Source organism: Rhodanobacter sp. OR87 (genome assembly GCF_000473345.1).
In the GTDB taxonomy this organism is placed as follows: Bacteria; Pseudomonadota; Gammaproteobacteria; order Xanthomonadales; family Rhodanobacteraceae; genus Rhodanobacter; species Rhodanobacter denitrificans.
The window spans coordinates 19,930-40,926 of record NZ_AXBJ01000001.1 but is presented as its reverse complement, the minus strand read 5'-3'; the positions used below and the strand labels follow the sequence as shown (position 1 = coordinate 40,926).

Below are 20,997 nucleotides of genomic sequence, written 5' to 3'. Positions count from 1 at the left end.
CGCACCGTGGACATCTTGAACAGTGCCAATGAACGTTGGATCATGCAACATTCGCGGCCCCAACATCGTCGAGTGGCGACGACAACTGTTGCGCGAGAAAGGCGCCAAAGTGCTTGAAGTCACCGAGAAGGAATTCGCACGGAGTTGCCGGAGCACCCGGTGTCGAAGGCGTGAGCTCGGCGGAAACGGCTAAGCCGTGAAGAGGATGAACGTCTTGGGCGTCAGTCCGCCAGTCACGCTCCGAGGTTCCGAGAACTGCACCGTCTTTCGCAAGAAGGCTTAGATTTGGGTGCATACGCGCCTTGCTGATCGCATCGGCGTACCCAGCGCGAGATCCGTGCAGTAGCCCAAAACAGACTGCTGTCGGGTTGCTCCTGAGGCCATGGAGAATGACTTCGTTCAAGTGCTGATCAGCAAACGAGTAGCCGCAAGTGACCAACACCCCTTGCCCGCGCGCCAGGAACTCGCGAAGCCGGTCCAGCATCGCGAGATAGGGCATGCGCCGGCTCTGATCGTACTTCAGATGCGATGGGTAAATCATTTGCCGGTCCTCGGTACCTTCGCGCTTTGCACTCGTGCGCACGACCTCGGATGCGGCAGTACTGGAGCTTCCTGACTTCCTCCACCAGTTGATTGATCCGTGAACTTTCCAAAGCCGTGCCCAACGCGGAGGAAGCGCTTCGCTTTCCATCGACGTTAGGTCAAAGAACGCCTGCTTCGATCCAACAAAGCCGTCAAAGTACGGAATCCTATGAGACTCAAGGGCTTGTTCGACCAAAAGGTCATAGTTGGGTGTGAAGACCTCGATTGGATGGGTGCGCTGAATGCCGCCGATCCACATTGCAAGCTGATGGTATGGCGTCAACGAGGTTGACAGCGGAACGCCGACTACCTCGGTCGTGATGTTACAGATTTCTGCATCGAGTCCCGCAAGCATCGCCTTGTCGAGGCCGTCTATCGCGCCATTACGAACGACATCCTGCAGAGTTCGGATGTGGCTAAGGATGTCTTCAATCGTCGGATTACTTGGCGATCCGCCATCGCTAAATCGCTTCATCAGGACCGCATAGTTCGCAGCGTGATCTGTCGAAGCACTTAGCTTTTCTCCAACCAATTTAGTGAGACCCTGAATGTCTGGTATCAAGGGCCGCGTGCCGGTCCCATCCGGAATGCGAATGGACACTGGACAGCCGGCACCCAGAAGGAACGCAATTCGCATCTTGTCCGGAGCAAGTGCCTGTTGAAGCAGCGTTGATTGTCTGTACGGACAATGAAACTGGGAAGTCATGAATCGAGATCTCCGGTAGCCTTGGTTGCGTTAGATTCCAGTGCCAATAGCCCTAGACCGTCGATCTCTTGCAGAGATTTTCCCGCGATCCCCTGCAGGTCGCCATACATTCCAACCGTCGATTCCATGACGCGATCGATCTGTTGATCGCGCTTAGCCCATTGCTTCGTGATGGCCTTGCGTTCCTTGTCGAGGTCGTCCTTCATTGATGAGAATGCCTCAACAATAGCTTCCACGCGGTGCCGGAATCTAGGGCCGGTAAGGTACTGATAGACCATTTCCGTCTTGGTCTGCTGCCCCTCACCTATTTGCCTGGCGACGTTAATCTGCAGCAACGTATGGCGGAGTATGGTTGCGACCGGCAACGCCGCACGCGGGCTGGTGACCCAAACCCCGTCAATCACATCAAACGTCTCCACTCCTTTGGGGAGGGCTTGGCTCACGAGGACTGATACCTCGGCTTTCGCCGTGCGTTGGTCGTCGCGGAGCTTCGACAACCACCCATCGCTCCAGTTCTTGGTACGCTTTGACTCCCAAAGGATTGCGCCACTCTGATGCCCCGCTTGGCTGACGACGCGCTGCAGAACATCGCCACCGAACTCACCCTTGGCAACGGGTTCGATCGAGTCAAGAGGAAACTTGGCACGCAGCAGATTTTCAAGCTCAAGTTCCTGTACCTCGCCCTGCAGTTGTTGCGAACCCTGTTCGGCCTTCTTGAGGAGTTCCTCGATTTTCTGCTGCATTGAGCTGATGGTTTGCTCTTTTTCCATCATCTTTAGTTTGAGCCCCTCTTCGACCTCGCGTTTGGCGAGATTCCTGACCTCGCCCAAACCGTCCTGCACGCGCTTTTCGACCGTCAGTTCCAGCTCACGGCGGGCATCATCAAGCTCGCGCTGCTTCTTCAGCAATTCAGCCTGGGCATTCTGTGCCTCAGCGAGTTTTTCGTCCCGTGTCCTCAGAACTTCCTGCAGCTCCGTCAACTCACGCGCTTTGGCGTCGAGTTCGGCAGCGCTGGCAAGCTTCGCTTTCTTGTTTTCCTCGGCAACGATTTGGGCGCGTTCGGACTTGAGCTGAATGCCGACCCGCTCCGTGATCTGTTCGTCAAGGTCGCGTTTCGCATCCGCAATTTGCTTTTCCTTCTCGCGAACGCCTTGCTCACGTCTAGCGATTTCCTCATCCTTCAGCGCGATTTGCTGGTCGAATTGCCGACGCGTCGCTGCGATCAGCGGAGCCGCAAGCGACTCTGTGAGCGGGATGACTATCTTGCAGTTGGGACAGGTAATTGTTGGCTCTGTCATTGCCCTCACCGCTTCGGTGGCAATCTGAATGGCAAGACGGTGTTGCCTACCGCGGCAGCTGGCTCGCTTGAACCGCCAGGGGCAGGACGCAATCGAGCAAGCTGAACCACTTTGGGTTTGCCCTGGAAGTACCCTTCAGACAAACCAGCCAGCATCTCGATGTCATGGGCAGCCAAGCCGATATGCCGAGGGATTGAATCGAGGGGCATCACGTTCTCCTCAACAAGAAGATCAATCGTTCGACGTAGAAGGCGCGGCCGCTCTGGCGGCCTATCGTCATCGCCCGGTTCGGACTTGGCGCCCCAACGGGCGGATCGTCGTTTGAAAAGTGACTGCGCCGCCTCTTCATCGAGAATCTTCAACGCACGCAAACGCATCACGATCGCAGCGACGGAAACACCCCATCTGCGTTTGAGCAAGAGAAGATCGTCCAGCGTCACCGGCGTACGTACCTCACTCGCGAACGTTTCCGCCGGCAGCAGGAATGCGCCCGCAAAGCGGTGGGCTTGTTGTTCCAGTTGTTTATGACGATCGCGCTCGGTCGGTCGGGGAATGAACCGATGCAGGATCAGGTGACCGAGCTCGTGCGCTAAATCGAAACGGCTTCGATAGCCGTTATCCTTGTCGGCCGAGAGCAAAACCAGCGGGCGTCCCAGCGCATCGCTCCATGCCGACAGGCCCTCGATCTGCGAAATGCCAGTTTCCTCGCGGATCAGGACTACCCCAGCGCCTTCAATGGCCAGCGCCAAGTCCGGCACGGCAGTACGGCCGATACGCCAAAGATCGCGGCATTCGCTCGCCGCCAGTTCAATCTCGTCGGGCGTGATCTCATCGGGCTCCTTGAACTGCCGGGTCGGCAAATTCAGCGCCGGATAGTCCACGAACTCCGATAATGCAAGCGCGACGTCCTGCGCCCACTCCATGCGCGCTTCCAGCATCGCACGTGCAGCCACGTGGGCGGACGCGTTGCTGCGAAACAGGGGCAGCGACACCTTGGCGGAGGGCGCCCGCGTGAACCATTCGGGCGTGACGTTGACCACGCCGGCAAGGCGCTCCAGAGTTTCACGTTCGGGCGCCTGATTGCCCGATCGCCACTTGCTGACTGTCGCGGGTGACACGCCGACCAGCGAGGCGAGTTGCACTTGGCTCAAACGCCTCGCGGCAAGAATCTGACTGAGGCGCTCACTCTCAAAGCCTTGAATACCACCGCGGCTCATGACGCGCTGCCATCGTTGCCCTGTTTCTTGATCTTCTTGAGCTGGGGCTTGGCCAAATCGTCTTGCGCTGCAGGCTTTTGCTCGTACCGCCGCAGGAACGCATCCAGCGGCTCCTTGAACAGCCAGCCCCGCATCTCACGGTCAGGCACCGCGATCTGGATCGACACAGGCGAGTCTGGCTGGATATACAGCGAGCCCGAGAAGCACGCCACGAAAAACGCGACGGCATCGGAGGGCGCGGTGTATTGGTCGAACAATTCCGGTTGTACCAATGGCTCGATGGCCTTGTTGGCAAATGACATCTGGCGGCGCGTGTGGCTACGTCGGCCATTGACCCAGAAGCCATCCGGAATGTTGAACCTGGCCAGTGTGAAAACCCCTGCCCGGCCGCTAACGATGCCGTTACCACGAATAGCGGTCGGCGAGGCCTCCCCCATCGCCAGGGCTCGGTGAAACGCCTCATTCATGTGGAAATGCCGCAGTTGACCAACCACATGCGGCAAGTGGCCCTCGTCCATGCCTTTGGACGCGGCGTGTGCGCGTTGGGCACCGACGCTCAAAGCTTCTTCGACGGCCATCACCAGTTCGCGCGGCAAGCTGCGCCGCAAGAGGTCCGGAATTGTGTCTGCGGGCGGTTGAGTCATTCGCTACTCCAAGGTCTGATTTCGCTTTTCGGTATTTTACTACGGAAAAGTTTCGTTTAGCGCGAAAATATACGCCATTGGATGCCTCTATGACAAGCAGCCACGCTCGCGCCCTTTGAAAGTGTCAGAAATACGCCTATACTTCTACCAGTCAGGAGATCCCCGTTATGCAAACCCTCGCCAAACAAGTTCTGGAGCACGCCGCCGGATTACCGGAAGGCACACCCTTGGTCGCCAAGGAACTGCTGCACCTGGGAAACCGGGCGGCGGTGGACCAGGTACTGTCCCGGCTCGTGCAGCGCGGTGCCCTGCTGCGCGCTGGCCGCGGCATCTATGTCCTGCCGGTGGAAAGCCGCTTCGGGTCGCGCGCCCCGTCGACCTCCAAAATGGTCGAAGGGCTGGCCCACCAACGCGGAGAAATCATCGTGTCGCATGGTGCGGCGGCGGCGAACGCGCTGGGCCTCACCACTCAAGTGCCGGTGCGATCCGTCTATCTGACCTCCGGCCCCAGCCGCCGTTTGAAGCTGGGGGCCCAGACCGTCGAATTCAGGCACGCGCCGGTGTGGCAGCTGATTTTTCCTGGCCGCGCTGCCGGCGATGTCGTGCGGGCGCTGGTATGGCTGGGGCCAGAGAGAGCCGGTGAAGCGCTGCGAACGCTACGCGCCAAACTGCCGCCGGCCGAGATGAAAGAAGTCGCATCGGCACGTGCCCGCCTGCCGACATGGATGGCGCAGGAAGTAAGCGCGCTGGTGTCGCATGGCTGAGTTCTTCGAACTCTCTGTCGATGAACGCCTGGAAGCCCTTGCCCAGGCTGCCGATGCTTCCGGCCGCCCGCCGCACCTGCTCGAAAAGGACGTTTGGGTGGTGTGGTCCCTGCGCCACCTGTTCGCCGCGCCCTATGCGCCGCATCTCATATTCAAGGGTGGCACCTCGCTGTCGAAGGCCTACGGCGTCATCCAGCGCTTCTCCGAGGACGTGGATCTCACCTACGACATCCGCGCCATCGCCAGCGATCTGATCGGCAAGGCAGGCGCGCCGCTGCCCGCCAGCAGGAGCCAGGAAAAGAAATGGAGTAAGGAGATTCGTACCCGTCTGGCCGAGTGGGTGACGGCCGAAGTCATCCCCCGGCTCCAGCAGGACCTAGAGCAGCATGGCCTGCCGGCCCAAGCACGAGCCGAAGGCGACAAGGTGTTCATCGAATACACGCCACTGGTCTCAGGAACGGGCTATGTGCCGCCTGCGGTCATGCTCGAATTCGGCGCACGCTCCACCGGGGAGCCTTGCGAACTGCGCCCGGTCCGTTGTGACGCCGCTGCGCACCTGCAGGGCGTGGAGTTTCCAGAAGCGATGCCGAAGGTCATGCGTGCCGAGCGAACCTTCTGGGAGAAGGCAACTGCGATCCACGTCTTTTGCGCGCAAGGTGTCTTTCGCGGCGGCGACCGGTTTGCACGTCACTGGCACGATGTCACGCGTTTGGATGCCGCCGGCTTCACCGACGCCGCGATCGCCGACAGGGCGCTCGCGAATGCGGTGGCCGATCACAAGAGCATCTTCTTTGCGGAAAAAAAGTCAGACGGCGAACTGATCGACTACCACGCTGCCGTTTCGGGCGGACTATGCCTCGTCCCCGACGACGATGCCTTGGTCAAGTTGGCAATGGACTACCAGCACATGGTCGACGACGGCCTATTCCTTGACGAGGTCGAATCCTTCGACGCCCTGCTCCGTAAATGCCAGGCCATCCAGCAAAAAGCGAATGCGGCATGAGGCGCAGACGATCAGACACCCCCTATGCCATCACCGTACGGCTGGAACACCATGGCTGAGGTCTCTTCCATTGAACGGCGCAAGTTGGAGCGCCTGTTCCGAATGAGCGGTGGGTATGTACTCGACTTCACGGACCAGACGTTCAGTGAGTTTTTCGAAGAGCACACCCGTCGTGACATCGACGCTGCGGTCTATCGCGAACGCGGGACCTCGAAGGCCAACCGCCTACGAGGATTCTGGACTGTCGAAGGCAACCACCTGGTCGGCAAAGTCATCCAGGCATTGATTCAGTACGGCCAAGCCGAAGACTGCCTGGGCAATGAGCTCGGATTGACCGACCTCACCGATGACTGCTGGAAGATCGCCGCCCGGATGTTGAACGACACGCCGGTGGCCGAGCTGGATGCCCTCACGGCTACGGCTGACGAACGCGATTTCGAGACTGTGGCGCAGCATGTGCGCGAAGCGATCGAAAAGAACCAGCCCGAAGCTGCGCTGGACCGTCTACACACCTTCGTCATGAAGTACCTGCGCACGGTGTGTGCGAACCGCGGCGTCGAGATCAATCGCGACAAGGCATTGCACAGCATCTTCGGCGAGTATGTGAAGCGCTTGCGCGATGCCGGACTGCTTGAATCGCTGATGACGGAACGCATCCTGAAGTCCAGCATCTCCGTGCTGGAGGCCTTCAACGACGTGCGCAACAACAAGAGCCTGGCGCACGACAACCCGATCCTCAACTACGAGGAAAGCCTGCTCATCTTCAACCACGTCGCTAGCTCGGTGCGTTTCATCAAATCGCTTGAAGCCAGGGCCAAACCGATGATGTCGGCGGGTTCGGGCGCTGCATTCGACGACGACTTGCCGTTCTAGAACCGGCGGTGCGAGAGGACAGCGTGCCAAGACTGCTGCCTCATATTCGGTGTGACGGGCATATTTACTGCGCAGTAAATATGTCCCTCACTGGCTGCGACATGCTGGCGCGCATGGGCCGATTGCTCCGGTAAACTACCTACGACGACCGCCCATTGACTCCCCTGCCCCGTCTGAACTCGCGATCCCCCGCGATAAAGGCTTCCAGCATGTGAGGAATCAGCGTGGTCGCATCGACCGCTTCGCCGTATGCCTGCGCGTGCAGAGCGGCGTAGCGGTCGAGGTCAGCCTTCAGCGCAACCGGACACGCAAAGGTGAGCTTGATACTTTCCATTTTCGGCAGCGGCCCCAGTCGCAGCTTACGCGTCGTGCTCATCGTGAACTTCCCCGCTGGAAGAACAGCGGCTGATACGGTCGCAGCACCATGTCCTTGTTGACCATCACCTCTACCGGGAGACCCGGCCGCGCCGTCAGTGTCGGCTGAACGCTCAGGTTACGGCGCGTGATTTCCTGGCCGACCTGATTGGCCGTGTCCTGCGCGCTGTCGCGCAGCGCAATCACCGTGTTGCCGTTATTGAGGTTGCCCTGATTCGACATCGCCATCTCGGAGCTGACGCCGAGCAGCGTGGACAAGGCCGCGCCGGCCAGGATGCGGCCCCAGTGCCAGTCCACGCCGTCTTCCAGGCCCGCATAGCCCGCCGGGTCGATACCAGGCAGCTTGTCGAGCGCGATCGACGAGGCATCGGGCAGCACCAGACGCAACCAGACCAGCAGCATGCGCCGCTGCCCGAACGCCACCTGGCTGTCGTAGCGTCCGATCAGTCGCGAGCCTTGCGGAATCAGCAGATACCGCCCGGTCGCGCTGTCGTACACCGGCTGCGTCACCTCGGCAATGATCGATCCCGGCAAGTCGGAATTGATGCCCGTCACCAGTGCTGCCGGAATGACGGTGCCGGCCATCACGGTGTACGGCGAGGCCGGTGTCTGCAAGGTGCCGCTGTTGCTCGTGGCGTTATCGCCGCCCTTGGCCATGAACGCTTCCTTCTGGCCCTGCCGGTTCTGCACGGTCGTCGGATCGTTGGGCTGCGCTGCCGTCGAGGCCGGGCCGGCGGCCTGCGGATCGAAGGCCGCCAGACTGCTTGTCGGTGGAGTGGCCGCCAATGCCGCAGGCGCAACTGCGGCATGCTGACTACTCGTCTGATTGCCGGTACGGAAGAACACCGATGACCCGGCGGCGGCTTCGGCTTCCTTGCGCAGTGCGTCGCGCTCGGCGGCTGCCGAGTCTTGCCCGGGCGATGTATTGGGCAACGGCGGTGGCTGCTGCGACTGGACGATGGCCGGCCCCAGATCGCCCGGCAGCGGGGGCCCCAGTGTCGGCACGCTGGCCGCCGGCTTGGGCGGCAAGCCGGAATAATCTTTCGGAAGCTGGTCGAGTTCTTCGGAGCGCGCCACGCGATCGACGTTGTAAAGCTCGGTCGGTGCGTTGCCGGCGTGTCGATGAGGCTGCAACGACCAGAAGGTGGCCCCGATCACGGCCACGCCCAAGCCGCCGCTCAGGAACGCCAGCGTGCGCCGGTTCAGTCGTGTCACCGGACGCGGCTGCGAGCGCAGCGTCATGCTCTCCGGTGCGACCTTCGGAGCCGCGTTAGGCATGGGGGCGTCCGGGGTGTCGTCCTGGCTCATGGTCAGTTCCCCCGCGTGCCATCGGTGCGCTCGATGCGCACCACGTCGCCCTTGCCACCGCCGAGCCGCAGTTCGGCCGCGCCGAAGAGGCGATCCACGATGTAGTACGGCGAACGGAAACGGTAGTTCACCAGCTGGCCGTCGCCCTGCGGGCCGATGACGAAGAGCGGCGGCAGCTCGCCCTGGGCGATGCCGGCGGGAAACTGGATATAGACCTTCTCGCCATCGTCGAAGGCGCGCAGCGGCTTCCACGGCGGATTACTGCCGCTGATCGCGTAGCGGAAATGGATCTTGTCCAGCGACAACCCGGCATCGATGGGTGCGGCCGCCTGCGCGGCCTGATCCTGGCGCTGCAAGGCGAGCATCTGGTCTTTCGGGTACTCCCAGGACACCGACGCCATCCATGCCTTCTCAGTCGAAGTCAGTTCCAGCAGGTACGTCCTGCGGCTGGTGGTGATGACCAGATTGGTTTTCAGGCCGGAGCGGATGGGCTTGACCAACACGTTCACGCGCAGCGCATCGCCGGTGCCGCTGGACGTGTCGCCGACGATCCAGCGCACCGTGTCGCCGGCGGCGACCGTCACCAGCTCCTCGCCCGGCTGCAAGGAAATGACCGTCACGCGGCCGGGCGCGGCATAGACCTGATACAGCGCGCCGTCGGTGAACGGCCAGACCTGGATCGCATTGACGTAGCCCTCGCGCGTGGGTTCCATGCGCGCCTCGGCGTTGGCGCGCGTGACACGCACGGTTTCGTCGGCGGGTTCGGGCGCGGGTTTGGCATCGCTCGCGTCGGGCAGCGGCTTCAACTGCCCCGGCATCGGCAACACCTTCGGCACTTCCACCACTTCGATGGGCTTGGGCAGTTCGGGCAGCGGCTGCGCGGCCATCGGCTCGTCGAGCGAGATGCGCGGTGGCGGCTTGCCCTGCGTGGCGCAACCCGTCAGGGCCGCAAGCATCAACACGACGGCATAGCTGCGATGAAATTGATCGCGGAAAGATAGTTTCATGGCTTGGCTCCTTGGGACACATCCAGTTCGCGGCTCCACGACAGGCCGTTGACGTAGATGCCCAGCGGGTTCTTGCGCAGGCGCTGTTCGGTGCGTGGGGTTTGCAGAACAATGGAAATCACGGCGTTCCAGCGCTCGGTGCTAGCGGGCGCGTCATTGACGAAGTGCTGTTCAATCCAGCGCACATTGAACGACGTGTCGCTCGCGCGCGTGACGCTGGTGATCTGCACGGTCACCGACTCCTTGCCCACGCGCGCGAACGGATCGTGTGTGCGCGCGTAGTCGTTGAGCACAGCCGCACCGCGGTCGGTGGTGTAGTCGTAGGCGTCGAGCCAGTTATGCCGCACCACGACCGGGTCGACGGAGAGCGAACGCACCAGCGTGATGAACTGCGCCAGGTGATAGGCGATCTGTGCATCCGCCGGCCTGTAAGGCGTGGTGGCTTCGCCGACCGTGCGCACCTGGCCGGCGTGATCGACCTCGATCACGTAGGGCGTGACGATGGATTGCGCCGAGCGCCAGACGAGGCCGCCGGCCATCAGCACGGCGAGCACCAAACAGCCGAAGGCCATCCATCGCCAGTTCTTCGCCTGCACGCGGGCCGAGCCGATGCGCTCGTCCCAGATCTGCGCCGCAGACTGATAAGGGGTGGCAGGCTGCGGCGTACTGGCGTAGCGCACCTGCGGTCGCTTGAATCGCATAGGTCGTTCTCCTTACGAATCGGAATCACCCAGACTCGGGCCTTGTGCGGAGCCACCACCGTCACCACCGCGCAGCGTGTGCGCGGCCGTCGTGGCGGCATGGCTGATCTGCTGGCGTCGATGCAGGCGCTTGGCCCAGGCGGGTTGTTTGGCATCGGGCGTGACGCCCGATGCGCCGCCTTCCGGAGCGCTGGCATCGGCCTCGGCTCGGCTCTCGCCTCGGAAGGCCGACGCGGTGCGTTCGCCGAACGCCCGCGCGCCGGAAGCGACCTTCTGCCCGGCGGCCTGCGCGCCGCTCTTGGCGACATTGCCCACGCCGGCCGCCGCGCCCTTGAGGCCGCCGCCGGCTGCGGCGGAACCGGCCTGGTAGGCCGAGCGCGCACTGCCCGCCGTCGCGGTGGCCGCCCGCGCGCCGCTGCCGATGGCGCTTGCGGCCGCCGGCGCCATACGCGCTCCGGCTACGACGGCGGCGCCGACGCCAGTAGCCGCCGCGCCCACGCCAATTGCGGCACCGACGGCGCCCACGGCAGCGCCCGCCATCGCGCCCGCACCGAGCTGCGGCGCGCCGGACACCAGACCCGTCGCAATGCCCGGCCCGAAGATGCCCAGCGCGAGCATGGCGAGCGAGGCCAGCATCACGACCAGCGCGTGGTCGATGGACGGCTCGGCAGGCATGGGCAGAAACTGCGCAAAGAGACCCGTTCCGATGCCGACGATGACGGCGAGCACCAGCACCTTGATGCCCGCCGACACCACGTTGCCGAGCACCTTTTCGGCGAGGAACGCGGTTTTGTTCCAGAGCGCGAACGGCACCAGCACGAAGCCGGCGAGCGTGGTCAGCTTGAACTCGATCAGCGTGATAAAAAGCTGCACCGCGAGCACGAAGAAGCAGACGATGACCGTGAACCAGGCGAGGAACATCACGACGATGGGCGTGAGGTTGATGAACACCTCGGGGAACCCGGCCATCTGGTTGATCTGTTTGAGGATCGGCATACCGGCGTCGATGCCGGTCTTGGCGAGATGGCCCGGCTGCAGGAACGTATCCATGCTCACGGTCGAGCCAGTGGCCGTTAGGCCCAGGCCCGCGAACGAGCGGAAGACGATGCCCGCCAGCCAGTTGAAGTTGCCGATGATGTAGGCGAAGGCACCGACGTAGAGCACCTTGCGGATGAGCTTGGCCATCACGTCTTCGCCCTGGCCGGCGGCGTGTCCCAGCGCCCAGGTGAGGCCAGCGAGCGTCATGTCGATCGCCACCAGCGTCGCGGTCAGAAACGCGACTTCGCCATGCAGCAGCCCAAAGCCGGAATCGATGTAGGTCGAGAAGACGTTGAGGAAGTGGTCGATGATGGAAACGTCGTTCATCGCCGCGCCTCCGCCGAAACATTGGAACCCGCGCCGGAGCTGGGGCCGTCGAAGCTGGGCGGGATGGCCGCAGGCAGTTCGTCCAGCGTGTGGTATTCGTCCGGCCCGGTCCTGCCCGACATGAAGCGCTGCAAGTCGGCCTGATCGACGCGCGCGCAGAACGCGACATCGTGTTCGCCACGGCGGCACTGCGCGAGCAGCCGGTGCAGCCGCGCCGGACCGGCGGCCAGCGCATCGACCGACAGCGCCTGCATCCGGTCGCACCCGGTCAGCAGGCAGGCGACAGCGAAGTGAGCAGCAAATAAGGCAGGCGCGCGAGTCATGACCGCCTCCCTCAGTTGCCGTAGAAGTTCACGGTCTGCGGCGTGTACGGCGTGCCGGTGCCGAGGAAGCGCTGCGTGATGACGCGCCCCTGCTCGACGGTGGCGGCCTGCCGCGCCAGTTCCAGCGCCGCCGCGCGGCCTTGCGTGAGCTGGAGCTGCTGCGACTCGCTGGTCTGCTTCGCCTGCAAGGCCAGAAGCTGATTGGTCGCCTGCATGGCCTGCAAGGCGCCGGTGGCCGACTGGCTCTGGCCCACGAGGTCGGACATGACACCTGCATCGGCGGTGATGTTCTGCGACACCTGCGCCTGCATCTGCATCGTGGTTTGCAAGCCATTGAGCGTGTTCTGCCAGCGCTGGTGCGCGTCCTGGACCATCTGGTCGCCGCTCACGGTCGCGGCGTACTGCTGCGGGTACAACTGCGCGAACTGCTGGTCCATCCCCTGCACCTGGAACGCCAGCCCCTGTGCCTGCGCGATGAGCTGCTGGGTATTTGCCAGGTTCGTGCGCAACTGGCTCGCTACGTTGAACGGCAGGCTCGCCAGGTTGCGCGACTGATTCATCAACGACTGCGCTTCGTTCTGGAGCTGCCGAATCTGGTTATTGATCTGCTCCAGCGTGCGCGCCGCGGTCATCGTGTTCTGCACGAGGTTGGTCGGGTCGATGACGACCCACTGCGCCCGTGCGGTGGAGGCGACGCCGAGCAACCCGGCGACAGCGAGGGCGAACGAGAGGCAGCGAAGGCGGATCGTCATGGCGAAGTCTCCAACGGTGGGAAAGCGAGGAAGGACGCGGCCGGTGGTGCCTGCCCTGGAAAGTCGGGCAGCAGGTCGGCCGCCCAATCGAGGCCGCGATGGCGCAGCCACGCGTCGGCGAAACCGGGTGTGCCGGTCTGCGCCAGCACGCGGTCAATGTCTCGCTGGTCTTGCGGTGTGGATGCGCCCGCGAAGGCGAGCGTGACCGGCCCCAGGTCGAGGTCGAACAGGCGATTGCCAGCTCTGGATTGGTAGTAGTAGTCGCGCTTGGGCTGCGCGGTGGCGACGATCTCGATCTGGCGGCTGTTCAGCCCGAAGCCTTCGTAGATCGTGCGAATCTGCGGTTCGGTCGCCTGCGGGTTCGGCAGGAAGATGCGACTGGCGCAGCTCTCGATGATCGCGGGTGCAATGCTCGAGTCCTTGATGTCCGCGAGCGACTGCGTAGCGAAAATGACGCTGACGTTCTTCTTGCGCAGCGTCTTGAGCCATTGCCGGATGCGCGCGGCGAACACCAGGTCATCGAGAAAGAGCCACGATTCGTCGAGGATCAAGAGTGTCGGTGCGCCATCGAAACGCTCGTCGAAACGCGCGAAGAGATACCCCAGCACGGCCAGCACCGCCGCCTTGCTGTGCATCAGTTCTTCCATCTCGAAGCACTGCACGTCGGCCGCACCGAGCCGGTCGTGGTCGGCATCGAGCAGCTTGCCGTGCGCGCCGCCGAGCACATAGGGCGCGAGTGCCTGGCGCAGCGCGTTCGATTGCAGCAGCACCGATAAGCCGGTGAGCGTGCGCTGTTCGAGTGGCGCACCGGCGAGGCTGCCCAGCGCCGACCAGATGGCCACCTTCTCGTCGGGGCCGACAGTGACGCCTTCGTGCGACAGGCGACCTTCGACCCATTCGGCGGCCCAGGTGCGGTAGCTGTCCTGGTCAATGCGCGCGAGTGGCTGGAAGGCGATCGCGCCATCGGCGCCGAGGTCGTAGTATTCGCCGCCCAGGCCCAGCGCCGTCGCCCGCATCGAGCGGCCCATGTCGAACGCGAAGATGCGCGAGCCGGGATAGCGGCGAAACTGCATCGCCAGTGTGGCGAGCAGCACCGACTTGCCCATGCCGGTCGGCCCGACGACGAGGGTATGGCCCACGTCGCCGATGTGCGTCACGAGTCGGAACGGCGTCGCGCCCTCGGTACGGGTGACGATCAAGGGCGGGCCGTCCAGGTGCGCGTTCTTCTCCGGGCCGGCCCAGACCGCCGACACCGGCATCAGGTGCGCGAGGTTCAGCGTCGAGACGATGGGCAGACGCACATTCGCATAGGCATTGCCCGGCACCGACGACAGCCACGCCTCCACCGCATTGAGTGTTTCGGGGATGGTGACGAAACCCCGCCCCTGGATGGCGCGTTCCACCTGGCGCAACTTTTCGTCGGCCACGGCCGCGTCGACATCGAACACCGTCACGGTGGCCGTGACGTAGCCATAGGCGACCTGATCGCTGCCCAGCTCCTGCATCGCGGCATCCGCATCGGCTGCCTTGTTGCTCGCGTCGGTATCGACCAGCGGCGATTCCTGCTGGAAGATCGTTTCGCGCAGCAGTGCGATGACGTTCTTGCGCTTGGCGAACCATTGCCGGCGCAGGCGGCCGAGTTCCTTCTCGGCCTCGGCCTTGTCCATGCAGAGAAAGCGCGTGCTCCAACGATAGGCAAAGCCCAACCGGTTGAGATCGTCCAGAATCCCCGGCCAGGTCGAGGTCGGAAAACCCCGCACGGTCACGACGCGAAGATGCTGGTCGCCCAGCATCGGCGCGAGGCCGCCGATGAGCGGCGCGTCGGCCAGCAGCGCGTCGAGATGGAACGGCACCTCGGGCACGCCGACGCCGTAGCGCCGGGCCGAGATGGTGGCGTGCAGATACGTGAGCGTTTCGCTGTCGTCGAGCCAGGCGATTTCCGGCATCACACCGTCGAGCAGATCGAACACCCGGTCGGTTTCCGTGGCGAAGGCGGCGAGCCGTTCGCGGCAGTCCACGCCGCGGGTCGCGGTGTTCTCGTAGAGCAGCCTGGCCGCGCGGGCACGGGATTCTTCCGGCGGCAGGTAGGCGAACGTGACGTGATAGCCGCTCTCGAAGTGGTTGCCCGATTCCTCGAAGGTTGCGCGCCGCTCCTCGTCCACGAGCCAGGACAGCGGCTCGGGGAAATCCGATGGCGGATAGTGCGCGGCGGGTCGGCGTTCGGCCTCGATGAACAGTGCCCAGCCGGCGCCGAGCCGGCGCAACGCATTGTTCAAGCGCGCGGACGTGGCGATCAGCTCGCCTTGCGTGGCGCTGTCCAGGTCTGGCCCGCGAAAGCGCGCCGTGCGCTGGAAACTACCGTCCTTGTTGAGCACGACGCCAAGCGCGACGAGGCCTGCCCACGGCAGCCAGTCGGCGAGCAGCGCCGGACGTTGGCGATATTCGGCGAGGTTCAGCATGGCTGCATCTCCATGATTCGCCTCACACGTCCAGCAGCGGCTTGTGCCGCAGGTGCTTGGCGAACACCTGCATGAACTGCGGATCGACGCGCGCGCCCCACACCGCCAGTGAATGGCCGACGATCCAGAGCACGAGGCCGGGAATCCAGAGTTGCAGGCCCAGGCCCACGGCGGCGGCCAGCGTGCCGTTAGCGATCGCCACGGTACGCGGCGCACCGCCCAGCAGGATCGGCTCGGTCAGCGATCGGTGCAGCGGCACCTCGAAGCCCGGTAGCGTGTCGGCCGTGTTCATACGACGGCCCCGCCGGAGAAGCTGAAGAACGACAGGAAGAACGAGGACGCGGCGAACGCGATGGACAGGCCAAAGACGATCTGAATCAGCTTGCGAAAGCCGCCCGAGGTGTCACCGAAGGCCAGCGCCAGCCCCGTGGAAATGATGATGATGACGGCGACGATGCGGGCAACCGGCCCCTGGATGGACTCCAGAATGGATTGCAGCGGCGATTCCCACGGCATGTTGGAACCACTCGCCTTCGCGGTGCCGGCCATCAGCAGCATCGCGGCGGCCGACAGCAGCCCGTGGCGCGCGGGAGCGGCCAGGCGACGCAGGCGCGAAAGGCACGGAACCGGATTTACGGAAACACGGAAAGCAGCAGCACTCTGCGTCATGGCAGTTCTCCAGAAGGTTCAGGGGACGGGGAAGCGATGGCGGATGCGGGCGGGTTGGGTGTTTCCAACGCATCCGCAAGGCGGTAGCCGATGCCGTCGAAGCCGACAACGTGGGCAATGCTTTCGATGCGACGCCGACGGCCGCGACCGGCGATGTGGACCACGACGTTGACCGCCTCGGCGATCAGTGCGCGCGGCGGGTTTACGGCGACTTCGAGAATCAGTTGCTCCAGACGCAGCAAGGCGCCCACGGCGGAGCCGGCGTGGATGGTGGCGATGCCGCCCGGATGGCCTGTGCCCCACACCTTGATGAGATCGAGCGCCTCGCCGCCGCGCACCTCGCCGACAATCACGCGATCGGGGCGCAACCGCATCGTGGCGCGCACCAGCTCGGTCATGGACACGACGCCCGCGCGCGTGCGCAGCGGCACGTGGTCACGTGCGGTGCATTGCAGTTCCACCGTGTCTTCGAGCACGAGCACGCGGTCGCCGGTGGCGGCGATTTCGGCAAGCAGCGCGTTGGCCAGTGTCGTCTTGCCGGTACTGGTGCCGCCGGCGATCAGGATGTTCTGGCGCTCGCGCACCGCATGGCGCAGGAACTCAGCCTGCTCAGTGGTCATCATTCCGTCGGTGACGTAGCGGTCCAACGGGATCACGCCCACGGCGCGCTTGCGCAGCGCGAAGGCCGGGCCGGGAGCTGCCGGCGGCAAGATGCCTTCGAAGCGCTCACCCGTCTCGGGTAGCTCGGCGGTCAGAAGCGGTTGGCCGCGATGTACCTCCGCGCCGACGTGCGCGGCGACCAGGCGGATGATGCGTTCGCCGTCCTCCTCGGACAGTTCCGCGCCCAGCGGTGCGCGGCCCGAGGACAGGCGATCGACCCAAAGCGTGTGGTCGGGGTTGAGCATGATTTCCACCACGTCCGGATCTTCGAGCGCGGCGGCGATCAGCGGTCCCATCGCCGTGCGCAGCATGCGAATACGCCGATCGAGCGAGGTGGTGGCGAAGGACTGTGGCATGGCGCTCATGGCGCACGCTCCTCGGCCTCGGCCAGCGCCGCCGCATCGTCCAGTCGCGCGGTGTCGGGATGCAGTTCCTCCACCACGTCGCGCACCAGGCTGCGCCCGCGCATCAGGTGGCGGCCGAGCTGTTCGACGAACTGCTCGAAACGTGCCTTGCCCTGCGCGCGGGCCGCGTCCTGATGCGCTTCGGGAACCGGCGTACTGACCGTCAGGAAGTAGCGCACGAACAGCGCCAACGTCTCGATCTCGATGTTCTGGTCGCGCTCCAGCTTCTCGAACTGGCGCGACAGTCGATCCAGCCGTTTGGCGATGGCCGCCTCACGCTGGTCGCCCGCGTCGGGCGAAAGCCACGACGCCAGCGCCGCCGCGACGATGGACGACTTGGATACGCCTTTCTTCGCGGCCAGCTCGTCGAGCCGTTTGGCGTGTTCAGGCGAAATGAACAGATTGAGGCGGTACTGGCTCATAGCTGGAGTCCGTCGTCGGGGTCGAGGGAGGCCAGCCGGGCCGTGCGCTGCATGGCCGGATCGAACTGGCGAGGAAGCGGCAGCGGCAGGTCGTCGTCATCGAGCAACACCAGGTCGTTGGCGGTCGGTGTCGGCTCCGAGTGGTATTCGGCGATTTTGGATAGCTCCGGTTGCCGGCGCGGGCCGCCGTCATCGGCGCTGGCCGCGAAGCCTTCGACCGATTCGGCGGCAGGCGTGGCCGGTACGACAGGAATTGCCAGTGCGCTCCAGTCGTCGGGCCGCAGCGGTGGCGCATCGGCGTAGGGGCCGGACGCGAGCGCGGGCGGCGGTTGCACGCGCCGCTTGAAGTTGGCGTCGGCGTAATAGCGCAGCTTCTTCGCCTTGATCGGCGCCACACTGGACACCATCACCACGGCCTCATCGGGCGGGAGCTGCATCACTTCGCCGGGTGTGAGCAGCGGGCGCGCCGTCTCCTGCCGCGACACCATCAGGTGCCCGAGCCAGGGAGAAAGTCGATGGCCGGCGTAGTTGCGCTGCGCGCGCAGTTCGGTCGCAGTGCCCAGTGTTTCGGAAATGCGCTTGGCGGTGCGTTCGTCGTTCGTGGCGAACGTCACGCGCACATGGCAGTTGTCCAGGATCGAATGGTTCTGGCCGTAGGCTTTGTCGATCTGGTTGAGCGACTGCGCGATGAGGAAACTGCGGATGCCGTAGCCGGCCATGAACGCCAACGCCGTCTCGAAAAAATCGAGCCGGCCGAGTGCCGGAAACTCGTCGAGCATCAAGAGCAACTTGTGACGACGCGCGATGCCGTCGCTGCCGTCAAGCGATTCGGTCAGCCGCCGTCCGATCTGGTTGAGAATCAGCCGCACCAGTGGTTTGGTGCGGCTGATGTCCGATGGCGGCACCACGAGGTAGAGCGAGATCGGATGTTCGGCGGAAATGAGATCCGCGATACGCCAGTCGCAACGCGAGGTGACTTCGGCCACGGTCGGATCGCGGTACAGGCCGAGAAACGACATGGCCGTGGACAGCACGCCCGAGCGTTCGTTGTCCGACTTGTTCAACACCTCGCGCGCGGCAGAAGCGACGACGGGATGCGGGACCTTCCCCAGGTGCCGCGTTGTCATCATCCGGTGCAGCGTCAGCTCGAACGGGCACGCGGGATCGGACAGGAAATTGGCGACGCCACGCAGCGTCTTGTCCTCACCTGCGTAGAGCACATGCAGGATGGCGCCGACCAGCAGCGCGTGACTGGTCTTCTCCCAGTGGTTGCGCCGCTCCAGCGCACCTTCGGGATCGACGAGGATGTCGGCGATGTTCTGTACGTCGCGCACTTCATGCGCGCCACGTCGCACTTCCAGCAGCGGGTTGTACGCGGCCGACTTCGCATCGGTCGGGTTGAACAGCAGGCAGTGCGAGAAGCGCGAGCGCCAGCCCGCGGTGATGCTCCAGTTCTCGCCCTTGATGTCGTGGATGACAGCCGACGCAGGCCAGCTCAGGAGCGTGGGAATGACCAAGCCCACGCCCTTGCCAGAGCGCGTCGGAGCGAACGTCAGAACGTGTTCCGGGCCTTCATGGCGCAGGTACTGCCATTCGTGCAGACCGAGAAACACGCCGGCCGGCTGATCGAGGCCGGCCTTGTGAATGTCGCCGGCGTTGGCCCAGCGCGCCGAGCCGTAGGTCGTGACGCGCTTGGTCTGCCGCGATCGCCAGACCGACATGGCGATGGCGACAAGCACAGCAACGAGACCACTGCCGCCCGCGATCACGCCGCCCTTGTCGAAAACGCGGGGCGCATAGCCGTCGTAGAAGAACCACCACTCGAACAGCCGCCAGGGGTGATAGACCGGCGTGTTGAAGAAGTCGAACCAAGGCGAGCCAAGGCGTAGCTGATAGCCCAGAGCGGCGGCTGTCCATTGTGTGGCTGCCCACACGCCGGCGATCACGATGCCGAAAACGACGGCAATCTGCCCGAACAGCACGCCTTGACTCTGCATGTCGGCCTCCGCTTTCTCCTGTGCGAATCACGGCACACACACGTGCCGCACCCGGGAGGATCGGAGTCAGATCAAGGGTCGGTCAAAGACCGTTATCGGCAGAAATAACGAGAAAAAAACAAGGATTCGCGCAGGAGCGAACGCATGAAAAACGCCGCAAGCGAGAGCGCATTGCGGCGTGAAAAGCGAAAAACAGGAAATTGGTGATGCGGAACTGACGATCAAAACTTCGGCGAGTCCTTCGGTGGCGTATAAGGCGTACTGCCGTTGCCGAAGAAACGGCGGTTCGTCGCCTCAGCCACGCGGTTGCAGAGTTCGTCACCCAGCTTCGCGCGATCCGTCTTGCACTGCTCGCGCAGTTCCTTCAACCGTTCGGGATTGGCTGCGAGGGTGTCCACCGTTTCGGTCGATACAGAGTGGTTGCCCGTTTCGGTCTGCCCGGTTTTGCCGCAAGCCACCAGCGTTGCAGTAAGCAGAAGCGGGATGATCTTCATGGTTCGATCTCCTCCGGCGGATCAGTTCGTTCTAGTGCAGCAGAGGTTTTTCCTCTTGGTGGATCAATAGCAAAGACTCGTTCGATGAAACGAGCCAGGGTATCTGATGGCTCGCTGCCCACGCGCAACAGGTAAGTCGTGAGAACGTGCGAACGGCCGGCAAGTGGACGAGCAACCACACTGGGCTCACGGCTGGCGGCAATCTGCGACGCGCCAGCTAGTCCCAGCGCAAAACCTGCCGACACTAGGGTCATCATCAGATCGAACGACACAACTCGTTCGGCGATCAGTGGCTCCAGACTCGATTGACGCAAAGCGCGATCAACTTGGCGAGCATGTCCTTCGCATATCTGCGCATCGCTGAGGGCCAAGGGATAGCGCAATATCTCGTCCAAAGGTACGCGCTTGTAGGCGAGCAACGGATGACGTGCGGGCACCGCCACCACCAATGGATCGTGCCAAACTGGCTCAGCAACAAGTCCATCTCCAACTTCATCCAATTGAGCAAACCCCGCGTCGTAGAGATCTTCGTGCAGTCCCTTTATCTGCTGCGATAAGGGAACCTCGGTCAAGCGAATCTCGATCTCAGGCTCTTCCTGTCGGCAAAGTGCCAAGAGGGAAGAGAAGCAAGTCGGCGTGACTCCATCAGACAAAGCGATGCGCAACTGGCCGTGGAAGCCGTTGGCAGCGGCCTTTACGCTGTCCCGAGCCTGCTGCAAGGAGGAGAAGACGCGAGGCACGTGTTCCAAGAACATCCGGCCCGCGCGCGTCAGACGGGTACTGCGGGTGGTGCGGGCAAATAGCTGAGCGCCAAGATCCTCTTCTAATTCCTTTATCGCACGTGATAGCGGCGACTGCTCAATATGCAGCTTCTCCGCCGCACGAGCAAAATGAAGTTCCTCTGCAACCGCCATGAAACAGCGGAGATGTCGTAGCTCCATTTCCCCTCCGCAGTTTCAATGGCGGTTCCATGT

General features: G+C 63.5%; 22 protein-coding genes. 3 read left to right on the top strand and 19 right to left on the bottom strand.

Translation table 11 applies throughout. The annotated features are described in order from the left end of the window. Positions 1 to 40 precede the first annotated feature (40 nt). The 4 genes from RHOOR87_RS0100220 to RHOOR87_RS0100205 are packed head-to-tail and all read right to left on the bottom strand — an operon-like array spanning position 41 to position 4,447. Positions 41 to 1,288, bottom strand: coding sequence for an SIR2 family protein (locus RHOOR87_RS0100220; RefSeq protein WP_027483913.1), 1,248 nt, complete (start codon positions 1,286 to 1,288; stop codon positions 41 to 43). Further along, a complete protein-coding gene (locus RHOOR87_RS0100215) occupies positions 1,285 to 2,586 on the bottom strand; it encodes a DUF2130 domain-containing protein (RefSeq protein ID WP_027483912.1) in 1,302 nt (433 codons plus the stop codon). Before RHOOR87_RS0100215 ends, RHOOR87_RS0100220 begins: the two co-directional genes overlap by 4 nt. Positions 2,587 to 2,591: 5 nt before the next feature. Continuing rightward, on the bottom strand, positions 2,592 to 3,803 hold the full coding sequence (locus RHOOR87_RS0100210) for an XRE family transcriptional regulator (RefSeq protein WP_027483911.1): 1,212 nt from the start codon (positions 3,801 to 3,803) through the stop codon (positions 2,592 to 2,594). Then, a complete protein-coding gene (locus RHOOR87_RS0100205; protein WP_027483910.1) occupies positions 3,800 to 4,447 on the bottom strand; it encodes a hypothetical protein in 648 nt (215 codons plus the stop codon). The genes RHOOR87_RS0100210 and RHOOR87_RS0100205 overlap by 4 nt, the downstream gene beginning before the upstream one ends. 167 nt (positions 4,448 to 4,614) lie before the next feature. On the opposite strand from RHOOR87_RS0100205, the gene RHOOR87_RS0100200 reads away from it, so the two are divergent. From RHOOR87_RS0100200 to RHOOR87_RS0100190, 3 genes are read left to right on the top strand one after another with little or no spacing between them, the layout of a single operon-like run. Next, positions 4,615 to 5,211 (top strand): DUF6088 family protein, encoded by a 597-nt coding sequence (locus RHOOR87_RS0100200; RefSeq protein WP_027483909.1) that lies wholly within the window; start codon positions 4,615 to 4,617, stop codon positions 5,209 to 5,211. Beyond that, positions 5,204 to 6,214 (top strand): nucleotidyl transferase AbiEii/AbiGii toxin family protein, encoded by a 1,011-nt coding sequence (locus tag RHOOR87_RS0100195; protein WP_027483908.1) that lies wholly within the window; start codon positions 5,204 to 5,206, stop codon positions 6,212 to 6,214. Before RHOOR87_RS0100200 ends, RHOOR87_RS0100195 begins: the two co-directional genes overlap by 8 nt. A 51-nt stretch (positions 6,215 to 6,265) precedes the next feature. After that, positions 6,266 to 7,087 carry an abortive infection family protein gene (locus tag RHOOR87_RS0100190; RefSeq protein WP_027483907.1) on the top strand — a complete coding sequence of 274 codons (822 nt, stop codon included), beginning with the start codon at positions 6,266 to 6,268 and terminating at the stop codon, positions 7,085 to 7,087. Positions 7,088 to 7,226: 139 nt separating this feature from the next. On the opposite strand, the gene RHOOR87_RS0100185 is transcribed toward RHOOR87_RS0100190, so the two are convergent. From RHOOR87_RS0100185 to RHOOR87_RS19650, 15 genes are all read right to left on the bottom strand, one after another. Then, the gene (locus RHOOR87_RS0100185; protein WP_027483906.1) at positions 7,227 to 7,463 is read right to left on the bottom strand and encodes a DUF2274 domain-containing protein; all 237 of its coding nucleotides are present in this window, start codon (positions 7,461 to 7,463) and stop codon (positions 7,227 to 7,229) included. Further along, positions 7,460 to 8,770 carry a TrbI/VirB10 family protein gene (locus RHOOR87_RS0100180; protein WP_027483905.1) on the bottom strand — a complete coding sequence of 437 codons (1,311 nt, stop codon included), beginning with the start codon at positions 8,768 to 8,770 and terminating at the stop codon, positions 7,460 to 7,462. Before RHOOR87_RS0100180 ends, RHOOR87_RS0100185 begins: the two co-directional genes overlap by 4 nt. 2 nt (positions 8,771 to 8,772) lie before the next feature. Next, positions 8,773 to 9,777 carry a P-type conjugative transfer protein TrbG gene (trbG, locus tag RHOOR87_RS0100175; protein WP_027483904.1) on the bottom strand — a complete coding sequence of 335 codons (1,005 nt, stop codon included), beginning with the start codon at positions 9,775 to 9,777 and terminating at the stop codon, positions 8,773 to 8,775. After that, positions 9,774 to 10,478, bottom strand: coding sequence for a conjugal transfer protein TrbF (gene trbF, locus RHOOR87_RS0100170; protein ID WP_027483903.1), 705 nt, complete (start codon positions 10,476 to 10,478; stop codon positions 9,774 to 9,776). The genes trbG and trbF overlap by 4 nt, the downstream gene beginning before the upstream one ends. Before the next feature lie 12 nt (positions 10,479 to 10,490). Beyond that, complete coding sequence (gene trbL, locus RHOOR87_RS0100165) at positions 10,491 to 11,843, bottom strand: P-type conjugative transfer protein TrbL (RefSeq protein WP_027483902.1); 1,353 nt, start codon at positions 11,841 to 11,843, stop codon at positions 10,491 to 10,493. Then, positions 11,840 to 12,166 (bottom strand): hypothetical protein, encoded by a 327-nt coding sequence (locus RHOOR87_RS0100160; RefSeq protein WP_027483901.1) that lies wholly within the window; start codon positions 12,164 to 12,166, stop codon positions 11,840 to 11,842. The genes trbL and RHOOR87_RS0100160 overlap by 4 nt, the downstream gene beginning before the upstream one ends. An 11-nt stretch (positions 12,167 to 12,177) precedes the next feature. Next, positions 12,178 to 12,918 carry a P-type conjugative transfer protein TrbJ gene (gene trbJ / locus RHOOR87_RS0100155; protein ID WP_027483900.1) on the bottom strand — a complete coding sequence of 247 codons (741 nt, stop codon included), beginning with the start codon at positions 12,916 to 12,918 and terminating at the stop codon, positions 12,178 to 12,180. After that, positions 12,915 to 15,377 carry a conjugal transfer protein TrbE gene (gene trbE / locus RHOOR87_RS0100150; protein WP_027483899.1) on the bottom strand — a complete coding sequence of 821 codons (2,463 nt, stop codon included), beginning with the start codon at positions 15,375 to 15,377 and terminating at the stop codon, positions 12,915 to 12,917. Before trbE ends, trbJ begins: the two co-directional genes overlap by 4 nt. A 22-nt stretch (positions 15,378 to 15,399) precedes the next feature. Beyond that, positions 15,400 to 15,669 carry a VirB3 family type IV secretion system protein gene (locus RHOOR87_RS0100145; protein WP_027483898.1) on the bottom strand — a complete coding sequence of 90 codons (270 nt, stop codon included), beginning with the start codon at positions 15,667 to 15,669 and terminating at the stop codon, positions 15,400 to 15,402. After that, positions 15,666 to 16,046, bottom strand: coding sequence for a TrbC/VirB2 family protein (locus tag RHOOR87_RS0100140; protein WP_027483897.1), 381 nt, complete (start codon positions 16,044 to 16,046; stop codon positions 15,666 to 15,668). Before RHOOR87_RS0100140 ends, RHOOR87_RS0100145 begins: the two co-directional genes overlap by 4 nt. After that, positions 16,043 to 17,071: a P-type conjugative transfer ATPase TrbB gene (gene trbB / locus RHOOR87_RS0100135; RefSeq protein WP_027483896.1), complete on the bottom strand. Its 1,029-nt coding sequence runs from the start codon at positions 17,069 to 17,071 to the stop codon at positions 16,043 to 16,045. Before trbB ends, RHOOR87_RS0100140 begins: the two co-directional genes overlap by 4 nt. Then, entirely contained in the window at positions 17,068 to 17,532 is a 465-nt protein-coding gene (locus RHOOR87_RS0100130; protein WP_027483895.1) for a ribbon-helix-helix protein, CopG family, read from the bottom strand. The genes trbB and RHOOR87_RS0100130 overlap by 4 nt, the downstream gene beginning before the upstream one ends. Beyond that, positions 17,529 to 19,529, bottom strand: a complete 2,001-nt coding sequence (locus tag RHOOR87_RS0100125; RefSeq protein WP_027483894.1) for a conjugal transfer protein TraG — start codon at positions 19,527 to 19,529, stop codon at positions 17,529 to 17,531. Before RHOOR87_RS0100125 ends, RHOOR87_RS0100130 begins: the two co-directional genes overlap by 4 nt. Before the next feature lie 221 nt (positions 19,530 to 19,750). Continuing rightward, positions 19,751 to 20,023, bottom strand: coding sequence for an EexN family lipoprotein (locus RHOOR87_RS0100120; RefSeq protein WP_027483893.1), 273 nt, complete (start codon positions 20,021 to 20,023; stop codon positions 19,751 to 19,753). After that, positions 20,020 to 20,964: a LysR family transcriptional regulator gene (locus RHOOR87_RS19650; RefSeq protein WP_081699970.1), complete on the bottom strand. Its 945-nt coding sequence runs from the start codon at positions 20,962 to 20,964 to the stop codon at positions 20,020 to 20,022. The genes RHOOR87_RS0100120 and RHOOR87_RS19650 overlap by 4 nt, the downstream gene beginning before the upstream one ends. Positions 20,965 to 20,997 lie beyond the last annotated feature (33 nt).

Coding starts and splice junctions, on each gene's coding strand:
- RHOOR87_RS0100220 (WP_027483913.1), bottom strand. CDS start 1,288: ATGACTTCCCAGTTTCATTGTCCGTACAGACAATCAACGCTGCTTCAA.
- RHOOR87_RS0100215 (WP_027483912.1), bottom strand. CDS start 2,586: ATGACAGAGCCAACAATTACCTGTCCCAACTGCAAGATAGTCATCCCG.
- RHOOR87_RS0100210 (WP_027483911.1), bottom strand. CDS start 3,803: ATGAGCCGCGGTGGTATTCAAGGCTTTGAGAGTGAGCGCCTCAGTCAG.
- RHOOR87_RS0100205 (WP_027483910.1), bottom strand. CDS start 4,447: ATGACTCAACCGCCCGCAGACACAATTCCGGACCTCTTGCGGCGCAGC.
- RHOOR87_RS0100200 (WP_027483909.1), top strand. CDS start 4,615: ATGCAAACCCTCGCCAAACAAGTTCTGGAGCACGCCGCCGGATTACCG.
- RHOOR87_RS0100195 (WP_027483908.1), top strand. CDS start 5,204: ATGGCTGAGTTCTTCGAACTCTCTGTCGATGAACGCCTGGAAGCCCTT.
- RHOOR87_RS0100190 (WP_027483907.1), top strand. CDS start 6,266: ATGGCTGAGGTCTCTTCCATTGAACGGCGCAAGTTGGAGCGCCTGTTC.
- RHOOR87_RS0100185 (WP_027483906.1), bottom strand. CDS start 7,463: ATGAGCACGACGCGTAAGCTGCGACTGGGGCCGCTGCCGAAAATGGAA.
- RHOOR87_RS0100180 (WP_027483905.1), bottom strand. CDS start 8,770: ATGAGCCAGGACGACACCCCGGACGCCCCCATGCCTAACGCGGCTCCG.
- trbG (WP_027483904.1), bottom strand. CDS start 9,777: ATGAAACTATCTTTCCGCGATCAATTTCATCGCAGCTATGCCGTCGTG.
- trbF (WP_027483903.1), bottom strand. CDS start 10,478: ATGCGATTCAAGCGACCGCAGGTGCGCTACGCCAGTACGCCGCAGCCT.
- trbL (WP_027483902.1), bottom strand. CDS start 11,843: ATGAACGACGTTTCCATCATCGACCACTTCCTCAACGTCTTCTCGACC.
- RHOOR87_RS0100160 (WP_027483901.1), bottom strand. CDS start 12,166: ATGACTCGCGCGCCTGCCTTATTTGCTGCTCACTTCGCTGTCGCCTGC.
- trbJ (WP_027483900.1), bottom strand. CDS start 12,918: ATGACGATCCGCCTTCGCTGCCTCTCGTTCGCCCTCGCTGTCGCCGGG.
- trbE (WP_027483899.1), bottom strand. CDS start 15,377: ATGCTGAACCTCGCCGAATATCGCCAACGTCCGGCGCTGCTCGCCGAC.
- RHOOR87_RS0100145 (WP_027483898.1), bottom strand. CDS start 15,669: ATGAACACGGCCGACACGCTACCGGGCTTCGAGGTGCCGCTGCACCGA.
- RHOOR87_RS0100140 (WP_027483897.1), bottom strand. CDS start 16,046: ATGACGCAGAGTGCTGCTGCTTTCCGTGTTTCCGTAAATCCGGTTCCG.
- trbB (WP_027483896.1), bottom strand. CDS start 17,071: ATGAGCGCCATGCCACAGTCCTTCGCCACCACCTCGCTCGATCGGCGT.
- RHOOR87_RS0100130 (WP_027483895.1), bottom strand. CDS start 17,532: ATGAGCCAGTACCGCCTCAATCTGTTCATTTCGCCTGAACACGCCAAA.
- RHOOR87_RS0100125 (WP_027483894.1), bottom strand. CDS start 19,529: ATGCAGAGTCAAGGCGTGCTGTTCGGGCAGATTGCCGTCGTTTTCGGC.
- RHOOR87_RS0100120 (WP_027483893.1), bottom strand. CDS start 20,023: ATGAAGATCATCCCGCTTCTGCTTACTGCAACGCTGGTGGCTTGCGGC.
- RHOOR87_RS19650 (WP_081699970.1), bottom strand. CDS start 20,964: ATGGAGCTACGACATCTCCGCTGTTTCATGGCGGTTGCAGAGGAACTT.